This window comes from Mycetocola sp. BIGb0189, from assembly GCF_024810155.1.
Lineage (GTDB): Bacteria > Actinomycetota > Actinomycetes > Actinomycetales > Microbacteriaceae > Mycetocola > Mycetocola lacteus.
The window spans coordinates 50,810-65,821 of the sequence record NZ_JANUED010000007.1; the positions used below are offsets into that span (position 1 = coordinate 50,810).

The 15,012-nt window shown below is 65.1% G+C and carries 18 protein-coding genes; 14 read left to right on the forward strand and 4 right to left on the reverse strand.

Translation table 11 applies throughout. From position 1 onward, the window contains the following. The first annotated feature begins 14 nt into the window (after positions 1–14). From M2390_RS11760 to M2390_RS11790, 7 genes are all read left to right on the forward strand, one after another. Entirely contained in the window at positions 15–1,325 is a 1,311-nt protein-coding gene (locus M2390_RS11760; RefSeq protein ID WP_259178933.1) for a glycine betaine/L-proline ABC transporter ATP-binding protein, read from the forward strand. Then, a complete protein-coding gene (locus M2390_RS11765; RefSeq protein WP_259178935.1) occupies positions 1,322–2,248 on the forward strand; it encodes a proline/glycine betaine ABC transporter permease in 927 nt (308 codons plus the stop codon). Before M2390_RS11760 ends, M2390_RS11765 begins: the two co-directional genes overlap by 4 nt. A 67-nt stretch (positions 2,249–2,315) precedes the next feature. Beyond that, a complete protein-coding gene (locus tag M2390_RS11770) occupies positions 2,316–3,227 on the forward strand; it encodes a glycine betaine ABC transporter substrate-binding protein (protein ID WP_030147632.1) in 912 nt (303 codons plus the stop codon). A gap of 120 nt (positions 3,228–3,347) precedes the next feature. Further along, positions 3,348–4,358 carry a metal ABC transporter solute-binding protein, Zn/Mn family gene (locus M2390_RS11775; protein WP_259178937.1) on the forward strand — a complete coding sequence of 337 codons (1,011 nt, stop codon included), beginning with the start codon at positions 3,348–3,350 and terminating at the stop codon, positions 4,356–4,358. Then, positions 4,355–5,212: a metal ABC transporter ATP-binding protein gene (locus M2390_RS11780; RefSeq protein WP_259178939.1), complete on the forward strand. Its 858-nt coding sequence runs from the start codon at positions 4,355–4,357 to the stop codon at positions 5,210–5,212. The genes M2390_RS11775 and M2390_RS11780 overlap by 4 nt, the downstream gene beginning before the upstream one ends. Then, positions 5,212–6,141, forward strand: a complete 930-nt coding sequence (locus M2390_RS11785) for a metal ABC transporter permease (RefSeq protein ID WP_121687765.1) — start codon at positions 5,212–5,214, stop codon at positions 6,139–6,141. Before M2390_RS11780 ends, M2390_RS11785 begins: the two co-directional genes overlap by 1 nt. A 50-nt stretch (positions 6,142–6,191) precedes the next feature. After that, positions 6,192–6,596, forward strand: coding sequence for a Fur family transcriptional regulator (locus M2390_RS11790; protein WP_259178941.1), 405 nt, complete (start codon positions 6,192–6,194; stop codon positions 6,594–6,596). A 218-nt stretch (positions 6,597–6,814) separates the two neighbouring features. Here M2390_RS11790 and M2390_RS11795 read toward each other — a convergent pair whose 3' ends face one another. Continuing rightward, positions 6,815–7,426, reverse strand: a complete 612-nt coding sequence (locus tag M2390_RS11795; RefSeq protein WP_259178942.1) for a TetR/AcrR family transcriptional regulator — start codon at positions 7,424–7,426, stop codon at positions 6,815–6,817. A 218-nt stretch (positions 7,427–7,644) separates the two neighbouring features. Between M2390_RS11795 and M2390_RS11800 the strand changes: the two genes are divergently transcribed. From M2390_RS11800 to M2390_RS11825, 6 genes are all read left to right on the forward strand, one after another. Beyond that, the gene (locus M2390_RS11800) at positions 7,645–8,211 is read left to right on the forward strand and encodes a TetR family transcriptional regulator (RefSeq protein ID WP_259178943.1); all 567 of its coding nucleotides are present in this window, start codon (positions 7,645–7,647) and stop codon (positions 8,209–8,211) included. A 244-nt stretch (positions 8,212–8,455) separates the two neighbouring features. Further along, the gene (gene rpmB, locus M2390_RS11805; RefSeq protein WP_030147639.1) at positions 8,456–8,692 is read left to right on the forward strand and encodes a 50S ribosomal protein L28; all 237 of its coding nucleotides are present in this window, start codon (positions 8,456–8,458) and stop codon (positions 8,690–8,692) included. 2 nt (positions 8,693–8,694) lie between these two features. Then, complete coding sequence (gene rpmG, locus M2390_RS11810) at positions 8,695–8,862, forward strand: 50S ribosomal protein L33 (protein ID WP_030147640.1); 168 nt, start codon at positions 8,695–8,697, stop codon at positions 8,860–8,862. A gap of 2 nt (positions 8,863–8,864) precedes the next feature. Next, on the forward strand, positions 8,865–9,170 hold the full coding sequence (rpsN, locus tag M2390_RS11815) for a 30S ribosomal protein S14 (protein WP_030147641.1): 306 nt from the start codon (positions 8,865–8,867) through the stop codon (positions 9,168–9,170). Positions 9,171–9,451: 281 nt separating this feature from the next. Continuing rightward, positions 9,452–9,739 carry an HU family DNA-binding protein gene (locus tag M2390_RS11820; RefSeq protein ID WP_030147642.1) on the forward strand — a complete coding sequence of 96 codons (288 nt, stop codon included), beginning with the start codon at positions 9,452–9,454 and terminating at the stop codon, positions 9,737–9,739. Positions 9,740–9,905: 166 nt separating this feature from the next. Next, positions 9,906–11,876 (forward strand): bifunctional copper resistance protein CopD/cytochrome c oxidase assembly protein, encoded by a 1,971-nt coding sequence (locus M2390_RS11825; protein ID WP_259178944.1) that lies wholly within the window; start codon positions 9,906–9,908, stop codon positions 11,874–11,876. A 48-nt stretch (positions 11,877–11,924) separates the two neighbouring features. Here the strand turns inward: M2390_RS11825 and M2390_RS11830 are convergent, their stop codons facing one another. The 3 genes from M2390_RS11830 to M2390_RS11840 are packed head-to-tail and all read right to left on the reverse strand — an operon-like array spanning position 11,925 to position 13,554. Continuing rightward, positions 11,925–12,077 (reverse strand): hypothetical protein, encoded by a 153-nt coding sequence (locus M2390_RS11830; protein ID WP_259178945.1) that lies wholly within the window; start codon positions 12,075–12,077, stop codon positions 11,925–11,927. Between the two features lie 29 nt (positions 12,078–12,106). After that, positions 12,107–13,198 (reverse strand): hypothetical protein, encoded by a 1,092-nt coding sequence (locus tag M2390_RS11835; RefSeq protein WP_259178946.1) that lies wholly within the window; start codon positions 13,196–13,198, stop codon positions 12,107–12,109. After that, entirely contained in the window at positions 13,195–13,554 is a 360-nt protein-coding gene (locus tag M2390_RS11840; protein WP_121687761.1) for a PadR family transcriptional regulator, read from the reverse strand. The genes M2390_RS11835 and M2390_RS11840 overlap by 4 nt, the downstream gene beginning before the upstream one ends. 122 nt (positions 13,555–13,676) lie before the next feature. Between M2390_RS11840 and M2390_RS11845 the strand changes: the two genes are divergently transcribed. Further along, positions 13,677–14,999: an ATP-dependent RecD-like DNA helicase gene (locus M2390_RS11845; RefSeq protein ID WP_259178950.1), complete on the forward strand. Its 1,323-nt coding sequence runs from the start codon at positions 13,677–13,679 to the stop codon at positions 14,997–14,999. Positions 15,000–15,012 lie beyond the last annotated feature (13 nt).

The window sequence follows — 15,012 nt, forward strand, 5'->3', positions numbered from 1 at the left end:
ACCGGAAAAAATCTGTGTCACATAACTTTGCGGTAGAGGCTTCGGGCCTCTACAAAATTTTCGGAAAAAAGCCGCGAGAAGCCCTGAATAAACTGCGTGCCGGCGCATCCCGCGAGGAGATCGCGGGTCTCGGTACCGCCGCGGTGATCGACGCGTCCTTCGACGTGAAGCCCGGCGAGATCTTTGTGGTCATGGGCCTGAGTGGTTCGGGAAAATCGACCCTGATCCGCATGCTCAACGGTCTGTGGGAGCCCACCGCGGGTTCCGTACGGGTCATGGGCAAGGAAATCGCCGGAATCCCGGCGAGCAAGCTGCGCGAGATTCGCCGCGAATCCATCTCGATGGTGTTCCAGCACTTTGCGCTGCTGCCGCACCGCACGGTGCTGGATAACGCCGCCTACGCGCTGGAAATCCAGGGGGTGCCCGCCGCCGAGCGTCGTGCCCGTGCCACGGATATCCTGGCCCGGGTGGGCCTGGAGGGCTGGGAGCAGAAGATGCCCGGCCAGCTTTCCGGCGGCATGCAGCAGCGGGTGGGCCTGGCCCGCGCGCTGGCCTCGGACACCGACGTGCTGCTGATGGATGAGGCCTTCTCGGCCCTGGATCCGCTGATCCGCCGCGAGATGCAGGAGCAGCTGGTCGATCTTCAGCGCGACCTCGGCAAAACCATCATCTTCATCACCCACGACCTCAACGAGGCCATGTTCCTCGGCGACCGGATCGCCGTGATGCGCGATGGCCGCATCGTCCAGGTGGGCACGCCGGATGAGATCCTCACCGACCCCGCCAACGACTACGTCGCCCAGTTTGTGCACGACGTGGACCGCGCCCGGGTGCTGACCGCCGAGGGCGTGATGGAGGCCCCGCACGCGGTGGTCCAGCTCTCCGCCGGTCCCCGCGCCGCCCTCCGGGTGATGCGGGATCGCCAGACCTCCACCGTGTTTGTGCTCGGCCCCGGCCGAACCCTGCTCGGGGTGGTGCGTGACCGCGAGGTCCTCGACCTGGTGCGTGCGGGGGCGCGGGATCTCTCCCCCGCCCTGCGCGAGACTGCCGCGACCGTGACCCGTGACTCCCTGCTGGTGGACCTGTTCGAGCCCGCCGCCGAGAGCCCGATGCCCGTTGCGGTGGTTGATGATCAGAACCGCCTGGTGGGCACCGTTCCGCGGGTGACCCTGCTGGCCGCCCTGGCCAACGTGCAGCCCGTCATCACCGCCGAAAACGCCATCATCGCCCCAGCCACCGTCCCGGTGGATGTAATCACCGCCACGCTGCGTGCGACCGGTGACGCGCCCGAATCGGCCACCACGAGCACGGGAGGTCACGCATGATCGCGCCGATGGCAGGCGGCTGGGACCGCTTCTGGGAGACCGGCCGGGTACCGCTGGGCGAGTGGGTCGAGTCGATCGAGAAGTTTGTGACCACAAACCTCTCGGGCTTCTTCGACGTCATCCGCGCCATTTTTAAGGGCATGTACGACGCGGTGGACACCGTGTTTGCCGGACCGCCGTTCTGGATCATCATCCTGGTGCTCGTTCTTGCGGGCCTCTGGGTGCGCGGCTGGAAGTTTGCGCTGGGGATGCTCGCCGGGCTGCTGCTCGTGGTGGGTGTCTCGCAGTGGGAGAACGCGATGCACACGCTCGCGCTGGTCATCGTGGCCAGTGTGATCGCACTGATTATCGCGGTGCCGCTGGGTATTCTGACCGCGCGATCGGATACCGCCTCGGCCATCGTGCGGCCGATCCTGGACTTCCTGCAGACCATGCCCGCGTTTGTCTACCTGATCCCCGCCCTGGTGCTGTTCCGGGTGGGTGTGGTGCCGGGTATCGTCGCCACGATCATCTTTGCGCTGGCCCCCGGCGTGCGCTTCACCGAGCTGGGTATTCGCGGCGTGGACCGCGAGGTGGTCGAGGCCGGACAGGCATTCGGTGCCTCCCCCGGACGCATCCTGCGTCAGATTCAGCTGCCGCTGGCGATGCCCACGATCATGGCCGGTGTGAACCAGGTCATCATGCTCTCGCTCTCGATGGTGGTCATCGCCGGCATGGTGGGCGCCGAGGGCCTGGGAACCGACGTGGTTGCGGGTCTGACCCAGCTCAACACCGGACTGGGTGTCGAGGCGGGTATCGGCGTGGTGATCCTCGCCGTTTACCTCGACCGGATGACCGCCGCCCTGGCCAAGCCCCGCCAGCGGCGCTTCCCGCGCAAGCGTGCCGCCGCGGCTCAGGAAACCCCGGCGCCCGTCGCCGCATAACCAGGCAATACACACATTTTCGATTGATCAGTGGCGACCGCGTTGTCGCCACCGAAGGGAATTTATTATGACCAAGATTCGAAACACCAAGACCCGTCGCCTGCTGACCGCGGGAGGCATCATCGCCGCCGGGGCCCTGGCCCTGACCGGCTGCTCGTCCTCGGGACCCGCCGCCACCCTGGACAACGGGGACGAGAAGGCGCTGAACATCGCGGTCTTCAACGGCTGGGATGAGGGGATCGCCGCGAGTGAGCTGTGGAAGGCCGTGCTGGATGATGAGGGCTACGACGTCAAGCTGACCTATGCCGACGTGGTCCCGGTGTACACCGGAATCTCCGAGGGCGACTACGACCTGCTGCTGGACAGCTGGCTGCCGACCACTCACAAGGACCAGTTCGAGCGCTTCGGCGATAAGCTGGTGGACCTCGGTTCCTGGTATGACAACGCCAAGCTCACCATTGCGGTGAACGAGGATGCCCCGATCAAGACCATCGATGAGCTGGTCGAGAACGCCGATAAGTTCGGCGATCGGATCGTGGGGATCGAGGCCGGTGCCGGTCTGACCAAGCAGGTGCAGAACAACGTGTTCCCCGACTATAAGATCGGCGACAAGCTCAAGCTGGTGACCTCCTCGACCCCGGCCATGCTGGGTGAGCTCAAGGCCGCCACCGCCAAGGGTGAGAACATTGCGGTGACCCTGTGGCAGCCGCACTGGGCCTACGATGCCTTCCCGATCCGCGATCTGGAGGACCCGAAGAACTCCCTCGGTACCGCCGAGAGTGTGCACTCGGTGGGCAGCACGAGCTTCGAGAAGAAGTTCCCGGATGTCGCCAAGCGGATCAAGAACTTCACCATGGACGATGAGACCCTGGCCTCGCTGGAGAACGCCCTGTTTAACAGCGGTGACGGCAAGCCGCAGGATCTGGTCCGCAAGTGGATGGCCGACAACAAGGAGTACGTGGACTCGCTGAAGTCCTAGTTTCCTCACCCGTGCGCCCGCTCCCGGAATTCCGGGAGCGGGCGCACACGTTAACCGAGAGGGACCCGGGCGAATTCGCCCGTGTTGAGAATGGTTATCATTACTGATAATGTTTCTCATATGAAGAAACGACTCCTCGCGCCCCTGATCGCGCTGCCCGCCCTCGCACTGGTGTTGAGCGGCTGCTCCACCTCCCCGGGAAGCGCAGACTCCAGCGGTGATTCCACCGCCCCGCTCTCGATCGTGGCGAGCACGAGTGTCTACGGTTCCATCGCCTCGGAGATTGTCGGTGACCACGGCACCGTCACCAGCCTGATCAGCTCGGTCGCGCAGGATCCGCACAGCTACGAGGCCACCGCGCAGGACACCCTGGCGGTATCCAAGGCCGACGTTGTCATCAAAAACGGTGGCGGATACGACGACTTCATGAACACCATCCTCGACGCCAATAAGGGCACCGCCCCCAAGGTGGTCGACGCCGCCGAAGCCTCGGGACTGCTGCCCGGGCACGAGGCGCACAACCACGACCATGACGCGGATACCGCCAAGGTGGACGACTCCTCCAAGGAGGCCGGCAAGGACCACGACGTACACAACCACGTCGAGGGCTTCAACGAGCACGTCTGGTACAGCTTCGAGGGTGTCAAGAACGTGGCCCACGACCTCGCCCACGTGCTGGGTGACGCCCGTCCCGCCGAGGCCGAAGCCTTCCACAAGAACTACGAGAAGTTCGTGGGCCAGCTCGATGAGCTGACCAAGAGCGCCGAGGCCCTGAAGCCCGAGCTCGAGGGCAAGAACGCGGCGATCACCGAGCCGGTACCGATGTACCTGCTGGATTCCGTGGGCCTGAACAACGTGACCCCGTCCGAGTACAGCGAGGCCGTCGAAGAGGGGACCGACGTCTCCCCCGCGGTCATGCAGGCCACCCTCAAGGCCGTCGGTGCGGGCGATGTCCTCCTCCTCGCCTACAATGATCAGACCAGTGGCCCCGAGACCGAGCAGGTCCGTAAGGCCGCCGAGGCAGCGGGCGTCAAGGTGGTCGACTTCACCGAGACCCTGCCGGACAAGAAGGATTACGTGAGCTGGATGCAGGACAACATCAACAACCTCGCAAAGGTCGTCGGTAAGTGACGGCCGCACCGGGCGCACCCGCGGCCGAGCATGAACACGGCCACCCGGGTGCCCCGGTGCTCAGTCTGCGGGGTGCGCGCCTCGGCTTCGGCGGGCGCACCCTGTGGGACGACCTCTCCCTGGACGTGTGCCGGGGGGAGTTTCTTGCGGTTCTGGGTCCCAACGGATCCGGTAAGTCCAGCCTGCTGCGCACGATCCTCGGTCAGCAGGAGCTGACCGCCGGCGAGATTAGCTTCGGCGGTGACCCCGTGCGCCGCGGCGATCGTCGCATCGGTTATATCCCGCAGCAGAAGATGATTCCCGCCGGGACCCCGATGCGCGCCCGCGACCTGGTCGCCCTGGGCGTGAACGGGCACCGTTTTGGACTGCCCCTCCCCCGTCGCGGCGAGCGTGAGCGCGTGGATGAGCTGCTGGAATCCGTGGGCGCGACCCACTTCGCGAACGCCCCGGTCGGTACCCTGTCCGGTGGCGAGCAGCAGCGACTGCGGGTCGGCCAGGCCCTCGCCGGCGATCCCGATCTGCTGCTGTGTGATGAGCCGCTGCTGAGCCTCGACCTCAACCATCAGCGTGAGGTGTCCGAGCTGATCGACCGCCGCCGGCGCAGCCACGGCACCCCGGTCGTGTTTGTGACTCACGACGTGAACCCGGTCCTGGGTATGGTCGACCGTATTCTCTACCTCGCCGGCGGACGCTTCCGCGAGGGCACCCCGGACGAAGTCCTGCGCAGCGACGTGCTGAGCGACCTGTACCAGACCCCGGTGGAGGTGTTCCGCTCACACGGCCGCATCGTGGTGATGGGCCTGCCGGACACCCACGATCACCACCCCCACAACGAAACTCCCGAGGCATCCTGATGACCACCGCGCTCGCTCCCCTGATCCTGACCGCCGCTGCCGGCGGCGGGGATGACCTCTGGTCGCGGATGTTCAGCTTTGCCAACTACGGCGAACTCCTCCAGCTGGTGCAGAACTCGGTGATCGCCGGTGCGGTGCTCGGCATCGTCGGCGGCCTGATCGGTGTCTTTGTGATGCAGCGTGATATGGCCTTTGCCGTACACGGCATCAGCGAGCTCTCCTTTGCCGGGGCTGCCGCCGCGCTGCTGCTCGGCGTGAACGTGGTCGCCGGTTCGCTGGTGGGTTCGCTGATTGCCGCCGTGATCATCGGCGTGCTGGGGTCAAAGGCTCGGGATCGCAACTCGATTATCGGCGTGCTGATGCCGTTTGGTCTGGGCCTGGGAATCCTGTTTCTCGCCCTCTACCAGGGGCGCACGGCCAATAAGTTTGGCCTGCTGACCGGGCAGATCGTCTCGGTGGATGATCCGCAGCTGATCTGGCTGATCGTGATCAGCATCGTGGTCCTGCTGGGCCTGGGCATCATGTGGCGTCCGCTGAGCTTTGACTCACTGGATGCCGACGTGGCCTCGGCCCGTGGTGTGCCCACCCGGGCCGTCTCGCTGACCTTCATGCTGTTGCTGGGTCTGATGGTCGCGGTCTCGGTGCAGATTATTGGCGCACTGCTGGTGCTGGCGCTACTGGTAACCCCGGCCGCGGCGGCCATGCGGGTGTCCGCATCGCCCATCCTGGTACCCATTTTGAGCATGCTGTTTGGCTTTGTCTCGGCTGTAGGGGGTATCCTGCTGGCACTGGGTGGTTCGCTTCCCATCAGCCCGTACATCACCACGATCTCGTTTGCGATCTACCTGGTGTGCCGTCTGATCGAGGCGCGCCGCACCAAGACGCGGTCGTTTCGCTCATCGGGCGAGACCGTCGCCGTGGCGGCCTAACACGGTCGCCCAGAGAGCGCCCATTCGGGCGGAAAGAGGAGGGGTGCAGCATGGCCGTTCGGCGTAATACCTGGCAGCGTGAGGCCGTTCGTGAGGCGCTGGAGCGCTCCGAGGGCTTCATCAGCGCGCAGGCGCTGCACACCGAGCTGCACCGCACCGGCTCCCCCATCGGCCTGGCCACCGTCTACCGAGCCCTGGCCGATCTCTCCACCGAGGGTGAGGCCGACTCGCTGCAGTCCCCCGAGGGTGAGGCCATCTACCGCTCCTGTGCGACGATGGATCACCACCACCACCTGATCTGCCGCGAGTGCGGCACCACCGCCGAGATCGAGGCGACCGAGGTCGAGGCCTGGGCCTCCCGGGTCGCCGCCGAGCACGGCTTTACCGAGGCCCGCCACGTGGTTGACATCTTCGGGCTGTGCGCCGACTGCACCGCGGCGGCCGCCCGCGCCTAGCCGCACAACAGCAGAGGGGCACCCGGCCACATGGCCGGGTGCCCCTCTGCTGTTGGGTGGAGATCGAGTCGGAGTTGTCTCTGAGGCAACATGCTCCGGAACGGGGTGTCGCATCGATATCCGCAAAATCGGGTTAGCACCCCGAATTCGCCCCCCGAATGAGGGACAAACTCACGGCGTTTTCCCGGGTGTGGCGGGCCATTTTCGGCCCTCCGGGGCTACTTGGTGACGGCCGGGATGCCCGCGCGGACGGCGTCGATCTGTCCGACGGTGGTGGCCAGGGCGATGTCGAAGACGTCGATGGTCGCCGCCCGGTCACCGCTAATCAGGTAGCCAAACTGGGTGCCAAAGAGGCAGTTGGTGATGTGCAGGGCGAGACGGTCGACCTCGGTCTCGGGTACGTCCTGGCGACGCAGCCAGCCGGCGAAGAGCTCGTTCCACACCGCATAGGAATCGGTGATGCGGGTCCCGATGTCCGGGTCGATGCTCTCGAGGGATCCGGCCTCGAACTGCAGGCGAATTCCGGGCAGGTGGCGCGGCTCGAGGGAGGTGATAAACGCCTCGCGCATCCAGGCCAGCATCTCCTCGCGGCTCAGGGCCTCCACGTCCACGCCCTCGAGCGCTTCGCGGCGCATGCGCACGCTCTCATCGAGGATGGCGTCGATCAGATCCCGGCGTGATCCAAAGTGATACACCAGGACATACGTGCTTACTCCCAGTGCGCCAGCGAGGCTCCGAAAGGTGACACGGGACAGCGACGAGGTCGCGACATGCTCCAGAATCTGACTGAGCAGTTCCGGGCGGCGATTGGGATTTGCTGGACGGCCCACGCGGTCCCCTTCCTAGATAACAATCGGAAGAATAACACCTAGTGTGCGACACCACGGCGTCCGTTCTCCTGAACTCACAGCCGGTTTTCAGAACAAGTGTTCTTACAATGAGGCGCCGCGGAATCATCCGCGACCGAGAACGCACCGATGCGGACTTGGAATGTTGTTTGGGGGAAAACATGGCTAGGACCGGAAATCCGGAAAGAAAAACAGAATTATTGGATCAGATCCTCGAGTTCCTCGTGGATGTGCCGCTTGCGCAGGCCTCGTTCCGCGCGCTTGCGGATGCGCTCGGCGTCAGTACCTTTGCGCTGGTGTACCACTTCGGAAATCGGGAGCAGCTCGACCAGGAGATCCTGGGCGTGGTGCGCGATCGGCAGGTGTTGATGCTGGGGGGCATCAAACCCGGTGCGATCAGCGGCGAGGAGCTCGTCGAGGCCGGAGTGCACGCCTGGGAGGAATCCCTGTCGCGTCGCGGCCTCCTTGCCGGAAGGCTCTCATTCGAGGCCGGCGTCACCGAACGGCTGCGCTACCCGGCGGGTGACGGCATCCTTGCCGCCGCCCACAGCGACTGGGTGCGCGCCCTCTATGAGTGGGCACTCGCGCACGGTGCCAGCGAGGAAGATGCCGAGTCCGAGGCCGAGCTGCTGGTCGCGGTACTCTCCGGGCTGCGCTATCGACTCCACCTCTATGGGGCCGATGCGGTTCCGATCACCCTGGTGGAAACCGCGTTCCGCCGGTTCACGGAACTCGTGACCCACCCCGAACCGGCGATCGCGCGCTAGGAACACTCCTCTCTATGGGCGAACGCCGCGAGGGGTGTGCTTCGGGCCGTGGGGACGTACGGCGTCCCCGCGGCCCGAAGTGGTTTGCCGGGAGTGTCGTTATGAGATAAGCTTGACCCTTGGCCGGACGGACTCCCCCGTCTGGATCGTACGAAAACCTCGCTCTCTCGGGTGCGAGTCACTTCGTGCCGACAAGAGATCTTGGGCGAAACCATCGGTTTCGCGGTATTCAAGGAGAATCACAATGGCATCAGTGTGCCAGGTGACCGGCGCCGTTCCCGGCTTCGGACACAACATTTCACACTCGCACCGTCGCACCAAGCGTCGGTTTGACCCCAACGTTCAGAAGAAGACGTACTACGTACCCTCGCTTCGCCGTAACGTTACCCTGACCCTGAGCGCCAAGGGCATCAAGGTTATCGACGCTCGTGGCATCGAGTCCGTCGTCAAGGACATCCTGGCTCGTGGAGGCAAGATTTAATCATGGCTAAGCACCAGGACGTACGTCCCATCATCAAGCTCCGTTCCACCGCGGGCACCGGTTACACCTACGTAACCCGCAAGAACCGCCGGAACAACCCCGACCGTATCGTGCTGAAGAAGTACGACCCCGTAGTGCGCAAGCACGTTGAATTCCGAGAGGAGCGCTAAACATGGCTAAGAAGAGCATGATCGCCAAGAACGAACAGCGCAAGGTCATCGTCGAGCGCTACGCAGAAAAGCGTCTCGAGCTGAAGAAGGCTCTGGTTAACCCCGAGTCGACCCCCGCCGAGCGCGAAGCCGCTCGTCTGGGCCTGCAGAAGCTGCCCCGCAACGCTTCGCCGGTGCGCGTGCGCAACCGCGACGCCGTCGACGGCCGCCCCCGGGGTATCCTCACCAAGTTCGGTGTCTCCCGTGTGCGCTTCCGCGACATGGCTCACCGCGGTGAGCTGCCGGGTATCACCAAGTCGAGCTGGTAGGTCTTCCTCCCACTCACCACACGGTGAAACACTTGCTCTCAGGGCGTCCGCTACGGCGGGCGCCCTGAGGCGTTTAACCCGCCAAAATCGGCTACAGACTGTGAACAAAATCAAAGAATCCGGCGACACGCGGACAATTTCGGCCGGAACCGCCGAAATATCCGCGAAAACATGCGGATTTCTGGTACATTCAAGGCGGTCCTCGTGGACCAACTACGAACTCAGGCGAGCTCGTGGAACGTACCAGTTACAGACTGCAAGAAAGTCCGAGGAGGACACTCATGGCTGATAAGACTCTTAACAAGACCGAGCTCGTTGCGAAGATCGCTTCCGAGTCCGGCCAGAGCCAGGCTGCTGTCGGCGGCGTGCTCGATGCCCTGTTCAACGTTCTGGCCGAGTCGGTTGCAAACGACGTTAAGGTCACCATCCCGGGTTGGCTCGCTGTAGAGCGCACCGCACGTGCAGCTCGCACCGGCCGCAACCCGCAGACCGGTGCCGAGATCCAGATTCCGGCCGGTCACTCGGTCAAGGTTTCGGCTGGTTCGAAGCTGAAGGCTGCCGCCAAGTAGTCTCAGCCAAACGGCTGGTTCGAAGACGGTGTTGGTGGGCTAGCCCCCACTCGGTCTTCACCACTATGGCTTCAAAAGGGACGGTTCTTCGGAATCGTCCCTTTTGCGTTGCCGGCCGCCCGCCGCGTGAGTTTTAAGGGGGCGTGTACTCGCGTAGGCTGGGACGGTGTCACGCGTAACCCGAATCGTCGCCCCCGCAGTTCTTTTGCTGATCGCCCTGATCGCCCTGTTTGGCGCGCTCGCGATCGGCGGGGGTGCCCAGGCGCAGCAGCTCAGCGACCCCGGTGCCACCGTGCGCTACGGCCTGCCGATCGCCAAGATGATCGTGAACATCAGCGCGGCCGGCATGATCGGTGCGCTCACCCTGGTGCTCTTTGCCCTGACCCCGCAGCGCCGCGAATACGGCGCGGCCCTCGATGTGGCCTCGGCCAGCGCGGCCCTGTTCACCATCGCCTCGGGTGCCACCGGTGTGCTCACCTTCCTCAACGTCACCGGAACCAAGTTTGAACTCACCCAGGAATTCGGGTCCAAGATCGGTGTCTTCTTCACCGACGTGGAGGCCGGTCGAGCCTGGCTAATCACCACGCTGATCGCCGCCGCCGTGACCGTGCTGTGCTTCTCTGTGCGCGGGCAAACCCTCGTCTTTTTTGTGGGGGTCCTTGCGGCCTTCTCCCTGCTCCCGATGGCGCAGCAGGGCCACGCCGCCGGAACCTCCGGCCACGGGCAGGCGGTTACCGCCCTCGGCCTGCACCTCCTGTTTGCCGGGGTGTGGCTGGGTGGGCTCCTCACCCTGGTCTTTATCAGGTCGCATCTGGAACGCGGTCGGCTCCCCATCGTCCTCGCCCGCTACTCGACCCTGGCACTGGTGTGCTTCGTGGTGGTGGCCATTTCCGGCTATGCCAGCGCCGCCCTGCGGGTCGGGTCCCTCGAACAGCTCCTCACTCCCTACGGCCTCCTGGTGGTGCTCAAGGGGCTCTCGCTGGTGGTCCTGGGCCTGTTCGGGGCAACCTATCGGCTGCGGATGATCGACCGGTTGGAAAAGCGCGGCAAGAACTCCACGTTCTGGTGGATCGTGGTGGCGGAGCTGGCGTTCATGGGAATCGCGTCCGGCGTCGCCGCGGCCCTCGGTCGCACCGCCACCCCGGTCCTGGAAGACACCTCGCCCACCCGCACCCCGGCCGAACTCCTCACCGGCGATAAGCTGCCGCCCGAGCTGACCCCCTGGCGTCTGTTCACGCTGTGGGAGGTCGACCTGATCTGGCTGCTGGTGGGCGCATTCGGTATCTTCTTCTACCTTGCCGGGATGTACCGTCTCCACAAGCGCGGGGATAAGTGGCCGTGGCTGCGTGCAGTGTCCTGGATTGCCGGGTTGCTGCTGCTGATGTGGATCACCAGCGGCGGCATCAACGTCTACCAGCGCTTCCTCTTCTCGACCCACATGATGGGCCATATGGCGCTCACCATGGCCGTCCCGGTCCTCCTGGTGCCCGGTGCGCCGGTGACCCTGGCGATGCGCGCGATTCGCAAGCGTCAGGACGGCTCCCGCGGTGCCCGCGAGTGGATCCTCACCGCCGTACACTCGCGCTTTGCGACGATCATCACCAACCCGGTGGTAACCGCCGTCCTCTTCGCCGGATCGCTGTGGGTGTTCTACTACACCGAGATCTTCCGCTGGTCGATGGTGGACCACATCGGCCACGAGTGGATGATCATCCACTTTGTCATCACCGGGTACCTGTTTGTGCAGTCGCTGATCGGAATCGATCCGGTTCCACACCGCCTGGCCTACCCGATGCGCCTGATTCTGCTGATCGCCACCATGGCGTTCCACGCGTTCTTCGGGCTCGCGATCATGTCCAATACCGGCCTGTTTGTGGCCGACTGGTTCGGCGCGACCGGACGCACCTGGGGGGACCCTCCGATGGAGGATCAGCGGGTCGGCGGTGGCATCACCTGGAGCATTGGCGAGATTCCGACCGTGGCGCTGGCGATCGCGGTGGCCATTCAGTGGAGCCGCAACGACGTGAAGGAGCAGCGCCGCTCTGATCGCCGGGCCGACCGCTCCGGGGACGCCGAGCTCAAGGCCTACAACGCGCGCCTGGCCAAGATGGCCGAACGCGAAGACGCCGGGAAATAGCCCCCAGCGCAGAATGCCCGGCTCCGAGGGGAGCCGGGCATTCCGTTTCTAGGCGGTGGGGGGTGCGTCCGGATGGTGTGCCTCGGCCGCTCGCTCGAGCCAGGGGGCGATGTCCACCGGGATCGAGTACAGCGCGGGGCGCGGATCCAGGCGGGTCTGCGGATCCGGGCCGGCCACGGGGCGGGTCAGACGTTCGTTCATGATGCCTCCGATGTGATCTGTGCGGGTGGTTAGGGTGTGGGCTCGGCGGGTGCCTCGCCGGCGGGTGCCTCGCCGGCGGGTGCCTCCTCGGCGGGGGCCGCGGGGGCGATTGTGCAGCCCGGCAGGGGACGGGCGCGTTCAAACGGACGCACGGCGCTACCCGGCTGAGCCTCGTCGGGGGTGCCGGCGCTGGGGATCGGGGTCGGAGTCGAGACCGCTCCGGTGTCGGGGTCGATCGTTGTGGTCACCGTGGAGAGCGGGAACGCGTTGTAGACCGGCCCCTGTTCGGTGTCGGTGCGCGCCTTCAAATAGGTTTGCGTGCCCGCGTCGCTCTCTCGGGCGAGAAGCCCGTTTTCATCGGCGTCCTCGAGGACCAGCGGCTTCCCATTCGCATCGAAGAGCTGCACCCGGTCGATCGCGGCCCCCGAACAGTCGAAGGCGAAGATATTCTGCACGTTCTCGCCGTTCATCCGCAGCCCCTCGGGGATCGGTTCCTCGTAGCTGTCGCCGGATGAGTACCCGGACGAGTAGGGGTCATAGGAGAGCCGGTTGAGAGCGGTGGGGATCGTGATCAGAAGGACCAGGACCGCCACGACGCTCGCCGCGGCCTTGAGGATGCGCAGGAAACGCGAGCCCAGCCAGATCCCGCGTCCCCACTGCACGCTGAGCACCACGAGGGCGGCCAGCACAATCCACCCCAGCGGGTCGGCGGGGAGAAGCCAGTTGAGGCGCGGCCCGAGGGCTCCGATGCAGAGGAAGAGTGCGAATCCGCGAGCGAACCACCACACCGGCCGCAGCGCCACCAGAAAGCGTGTGATCGGGGCGATTCCGCGGCGCCGGGAGAACGCGAGTGCCTGCGCCCGGCGCTCGGCCCACCACTCGCGGGAAGTTTGTGAGGGCGGGACATGCGGGCCCTGAGCCGGGAGCCCTGCGGACTCGCGGAGCTCGCGGGCGTAGGCGGCGGCGTCGCCGAGGTCCCCGGTGTCGGCCAGGCGCTCGGCGAGGTCCGCCTCCAGGCCCTCGGTCAGCTCGGTGACCTCCTCGGGGCCCAGGTCGCCCAGACGGGAGCGGACCTCGGCGGCGAAGGCATCAACCCGCGGGTCAATCGAGATACTGGTCATTTGATTCCCCCTGAAGTGGGTGCGGAGTCGGCGGGCGACTCGGGATTGATCAGCGCACCGAGGCGCTGGGCGAAGTGGTTCCACGTTTGGCGGTCGGCGTCGAGCGTCGCGCGGCCCTGATCGTTGATGCCGTAGTACTTGCGGTGCGGTCCCCCCTCGGAGGGCACCACGTAGGTGGAGACCAGACCGGCGGCGTACAGGCGACGCAGGGTTCCATAGACCGAGGCATCCCCCACATCTTCGAGCCCGGCAGCGCGCAGACGGCGCACGATGTCGTATCCGTATCCATCCTCGTCGCGGATGACCGCGAGCACGGCGATATCTAATACACCCTTGAGTAGCTGCGTTGTATCCACACAACCTCCTATCAACACACTGCACACTACTACGGAATGCATAATAGTCAAACCATCATGTCCAAAATGTGGTGATCGGCGAGGTATCCTGGGATCTGCCGAACTGGAATCGAGGCTCCCGCGTGTCATCATCCTCACCCGCGCTCAGTAGCGAACAGCAGGCGGTGTTTGACCTCATCGAGGGCACCCGCGAGCACCTGTTTGTGACCGGTCGGGCGGGCACCGGAAAGTCCACGCTGCTCAACCACCTCTCGTGGAACACTTCTAAAACCATCGTCATCTGCGCGCCCACCGGGGTTGCGGCCCTCAACGTGGGTGGGCAGACCATCCACTCGCTCTTCCGGCTGCCGATCGGTCTGATTGCCGATCAGGAAATCGAGCAGAACGACCAGACCAAAAAGCTGCTCAACACCATCGATACCCTGGTCATCGACGAGATTTCGATGGTCAACGCGGACCTGATGGACGCGATGGATCGCAGCCTGCGCCAGGCTCGCCAACGCCGCCACGAGCCCTTCGGCGGTGTCCAGGTAGTGCTGTTTGGTGACCCGTATCAGCTCGCCCCGGTGCCCGGTCACGGCGAGGAGCGCGACTACATCGCCGACACCTACCGGTCGTTCTGGTTCTTCGATGCCAAGGTGTGGCAGGAGGCCCCGCTGCGGGTGATTGAGCTCGTGCAGATTCACCGCCAGGCCGACAACGATTTCCGTCGGATGCTCACAGCCGTGCGCCACGGCACCGTGGACGCCGAAATTGGTGGTCGTCTGAACGCCGCGGGGGAGCGCCCGCTGCCAGAGGATGGCGACACGATCATCACCCTGGCCGCCCGCAACGATGCGGTGACCCGGATTAACGCGGCCGCGCTGAAGAAGCTGCCCGGACGCCTGCTCACCGCGCGGGCGGAGGTCACCGGGGAGTTTGGCAAGTCCGCATTCCCCGCCGACGACAAGCTGGAACTCAAGGTCGGGGCGCAGGTCATGTTCCTGCGCAACGACGCGGCCGGGCCCGACGGGCAGCGCTGGGTCAACGGCACCATCGGCACGGTGACCCGGATCGACACCAACGTATTTGTCGAGGTGGACGGCGAGATCCACGAGGTGGAGCCGGCGATCTGGGAGAAGTACAAGTACTCCTACTCGGCCCTGACCAAGCAGCTCAAGCGCGATATCGTGGCCGAGTTTACCCAGTTCCCGCTGCGGCTGGCCTGGGCCGTGACGATCCACAAGTCCCAGGGTCAGACCTACGACCGCGCGATCGTGGACCTCGGACCGCGCGCGTTCAGTCCCGGACAGACCTATGTGGCACTCAGCCGGTTGACCAGCCTGGACGGGCTCTACCTGGCGCGTCCGCTGCGTCCGAGTGACGTGATCGTGGACCCCGATGTGGTGCGCTTCATGAGCGGCCGCGAATCCGTGGGCCCCGACGCCGAGTCGGCCGCAAACTAGCGCCCGGAGCGGC

What these genes read in the sequence shown, in the direction of transcription:
- M2390_RS11765 (WP_259178935.1), top strand. Translation starts at nt 1,322, where the DNA reads ATGATCGCGCCGATGGCAGGCGGCTGGGACCGCTTCTGGGAGACCGGC.
- M2390_RS11770 (WP_030147632.1), top strand. Translation starts at nt 2,316, where the DNA reads ATGACCAAGATTCGAAACACCAAGACCCGTCGCCTGCTGACCGCGGGA.
- M2390_RS11775 (WP_259178937.1), top strand. Translation starts at nt 3,348, where the DNA reads ATGAAGAAACGACTCCTCGCGCCCCTGATCGCGCTGCCCGCCCTCGCA.
- M2390_RS11785 (WP_121687765.1), top strand. Translation starts at nt 5,212, where the DNA reads ATGACCACCGCGCTCGCTCCCCTGATCCTGACCGCCGCTGCCGGCGGC.
- M2390_RS11790 (WP_259178941.1), top strand. Translation starts at nt 6,192, where the DNA reads ATGGCCGTTCGGCGTAATACCTGGCAGCGTGAGGCCGTTCGTGAGGCG.
- rpmB (WP_030147639.1), top strand. Translation starts at nt 8,456, where the DNA reads ATGGCATCAGTGTGCCAGGTGACCGGCGCCGTTCCCGGCTTCGGACAC.
- rpmG (WP_030147640.1), top strand. Translation starts at nt 8,695, where the DNA reads ATGGCTAAGCACCAGGACGTACGTCCCATCATCAAGCTCCGTTCCACC.
- rpsN (WP_030147641.1), top strand. Translation starts at nt 8,865, where the DNA reads ATGGCTAAGAAGAGCATGATCGCCAAGAACGAACAGCGCAAGGTCATC.
- M2390_RS11820 (WP_030147642.1), top strand. Translation starts at nt 9,452, where the DNA reads ATGGCTGATAAGACTCTTAACAAGACCGAGCTCGTTGCGAAGATCGCT.
- M2390_RS11830 (WP_259178945.1), bottom strand. Translation starts at nt 12,077, where the DNA reads ATGAACGAACGTCTGACCCGCCCCGTGGCCGGCCCGGATCCGCAGACC.
- M2390_RS11835 (WP_259178946.1), bottom strand. Translation starts at nt 13,198, where the DNA reads ATGACCAGTATCTCGATTGACCCGCGGGTTGATGCCTTCGCCGCCGAG.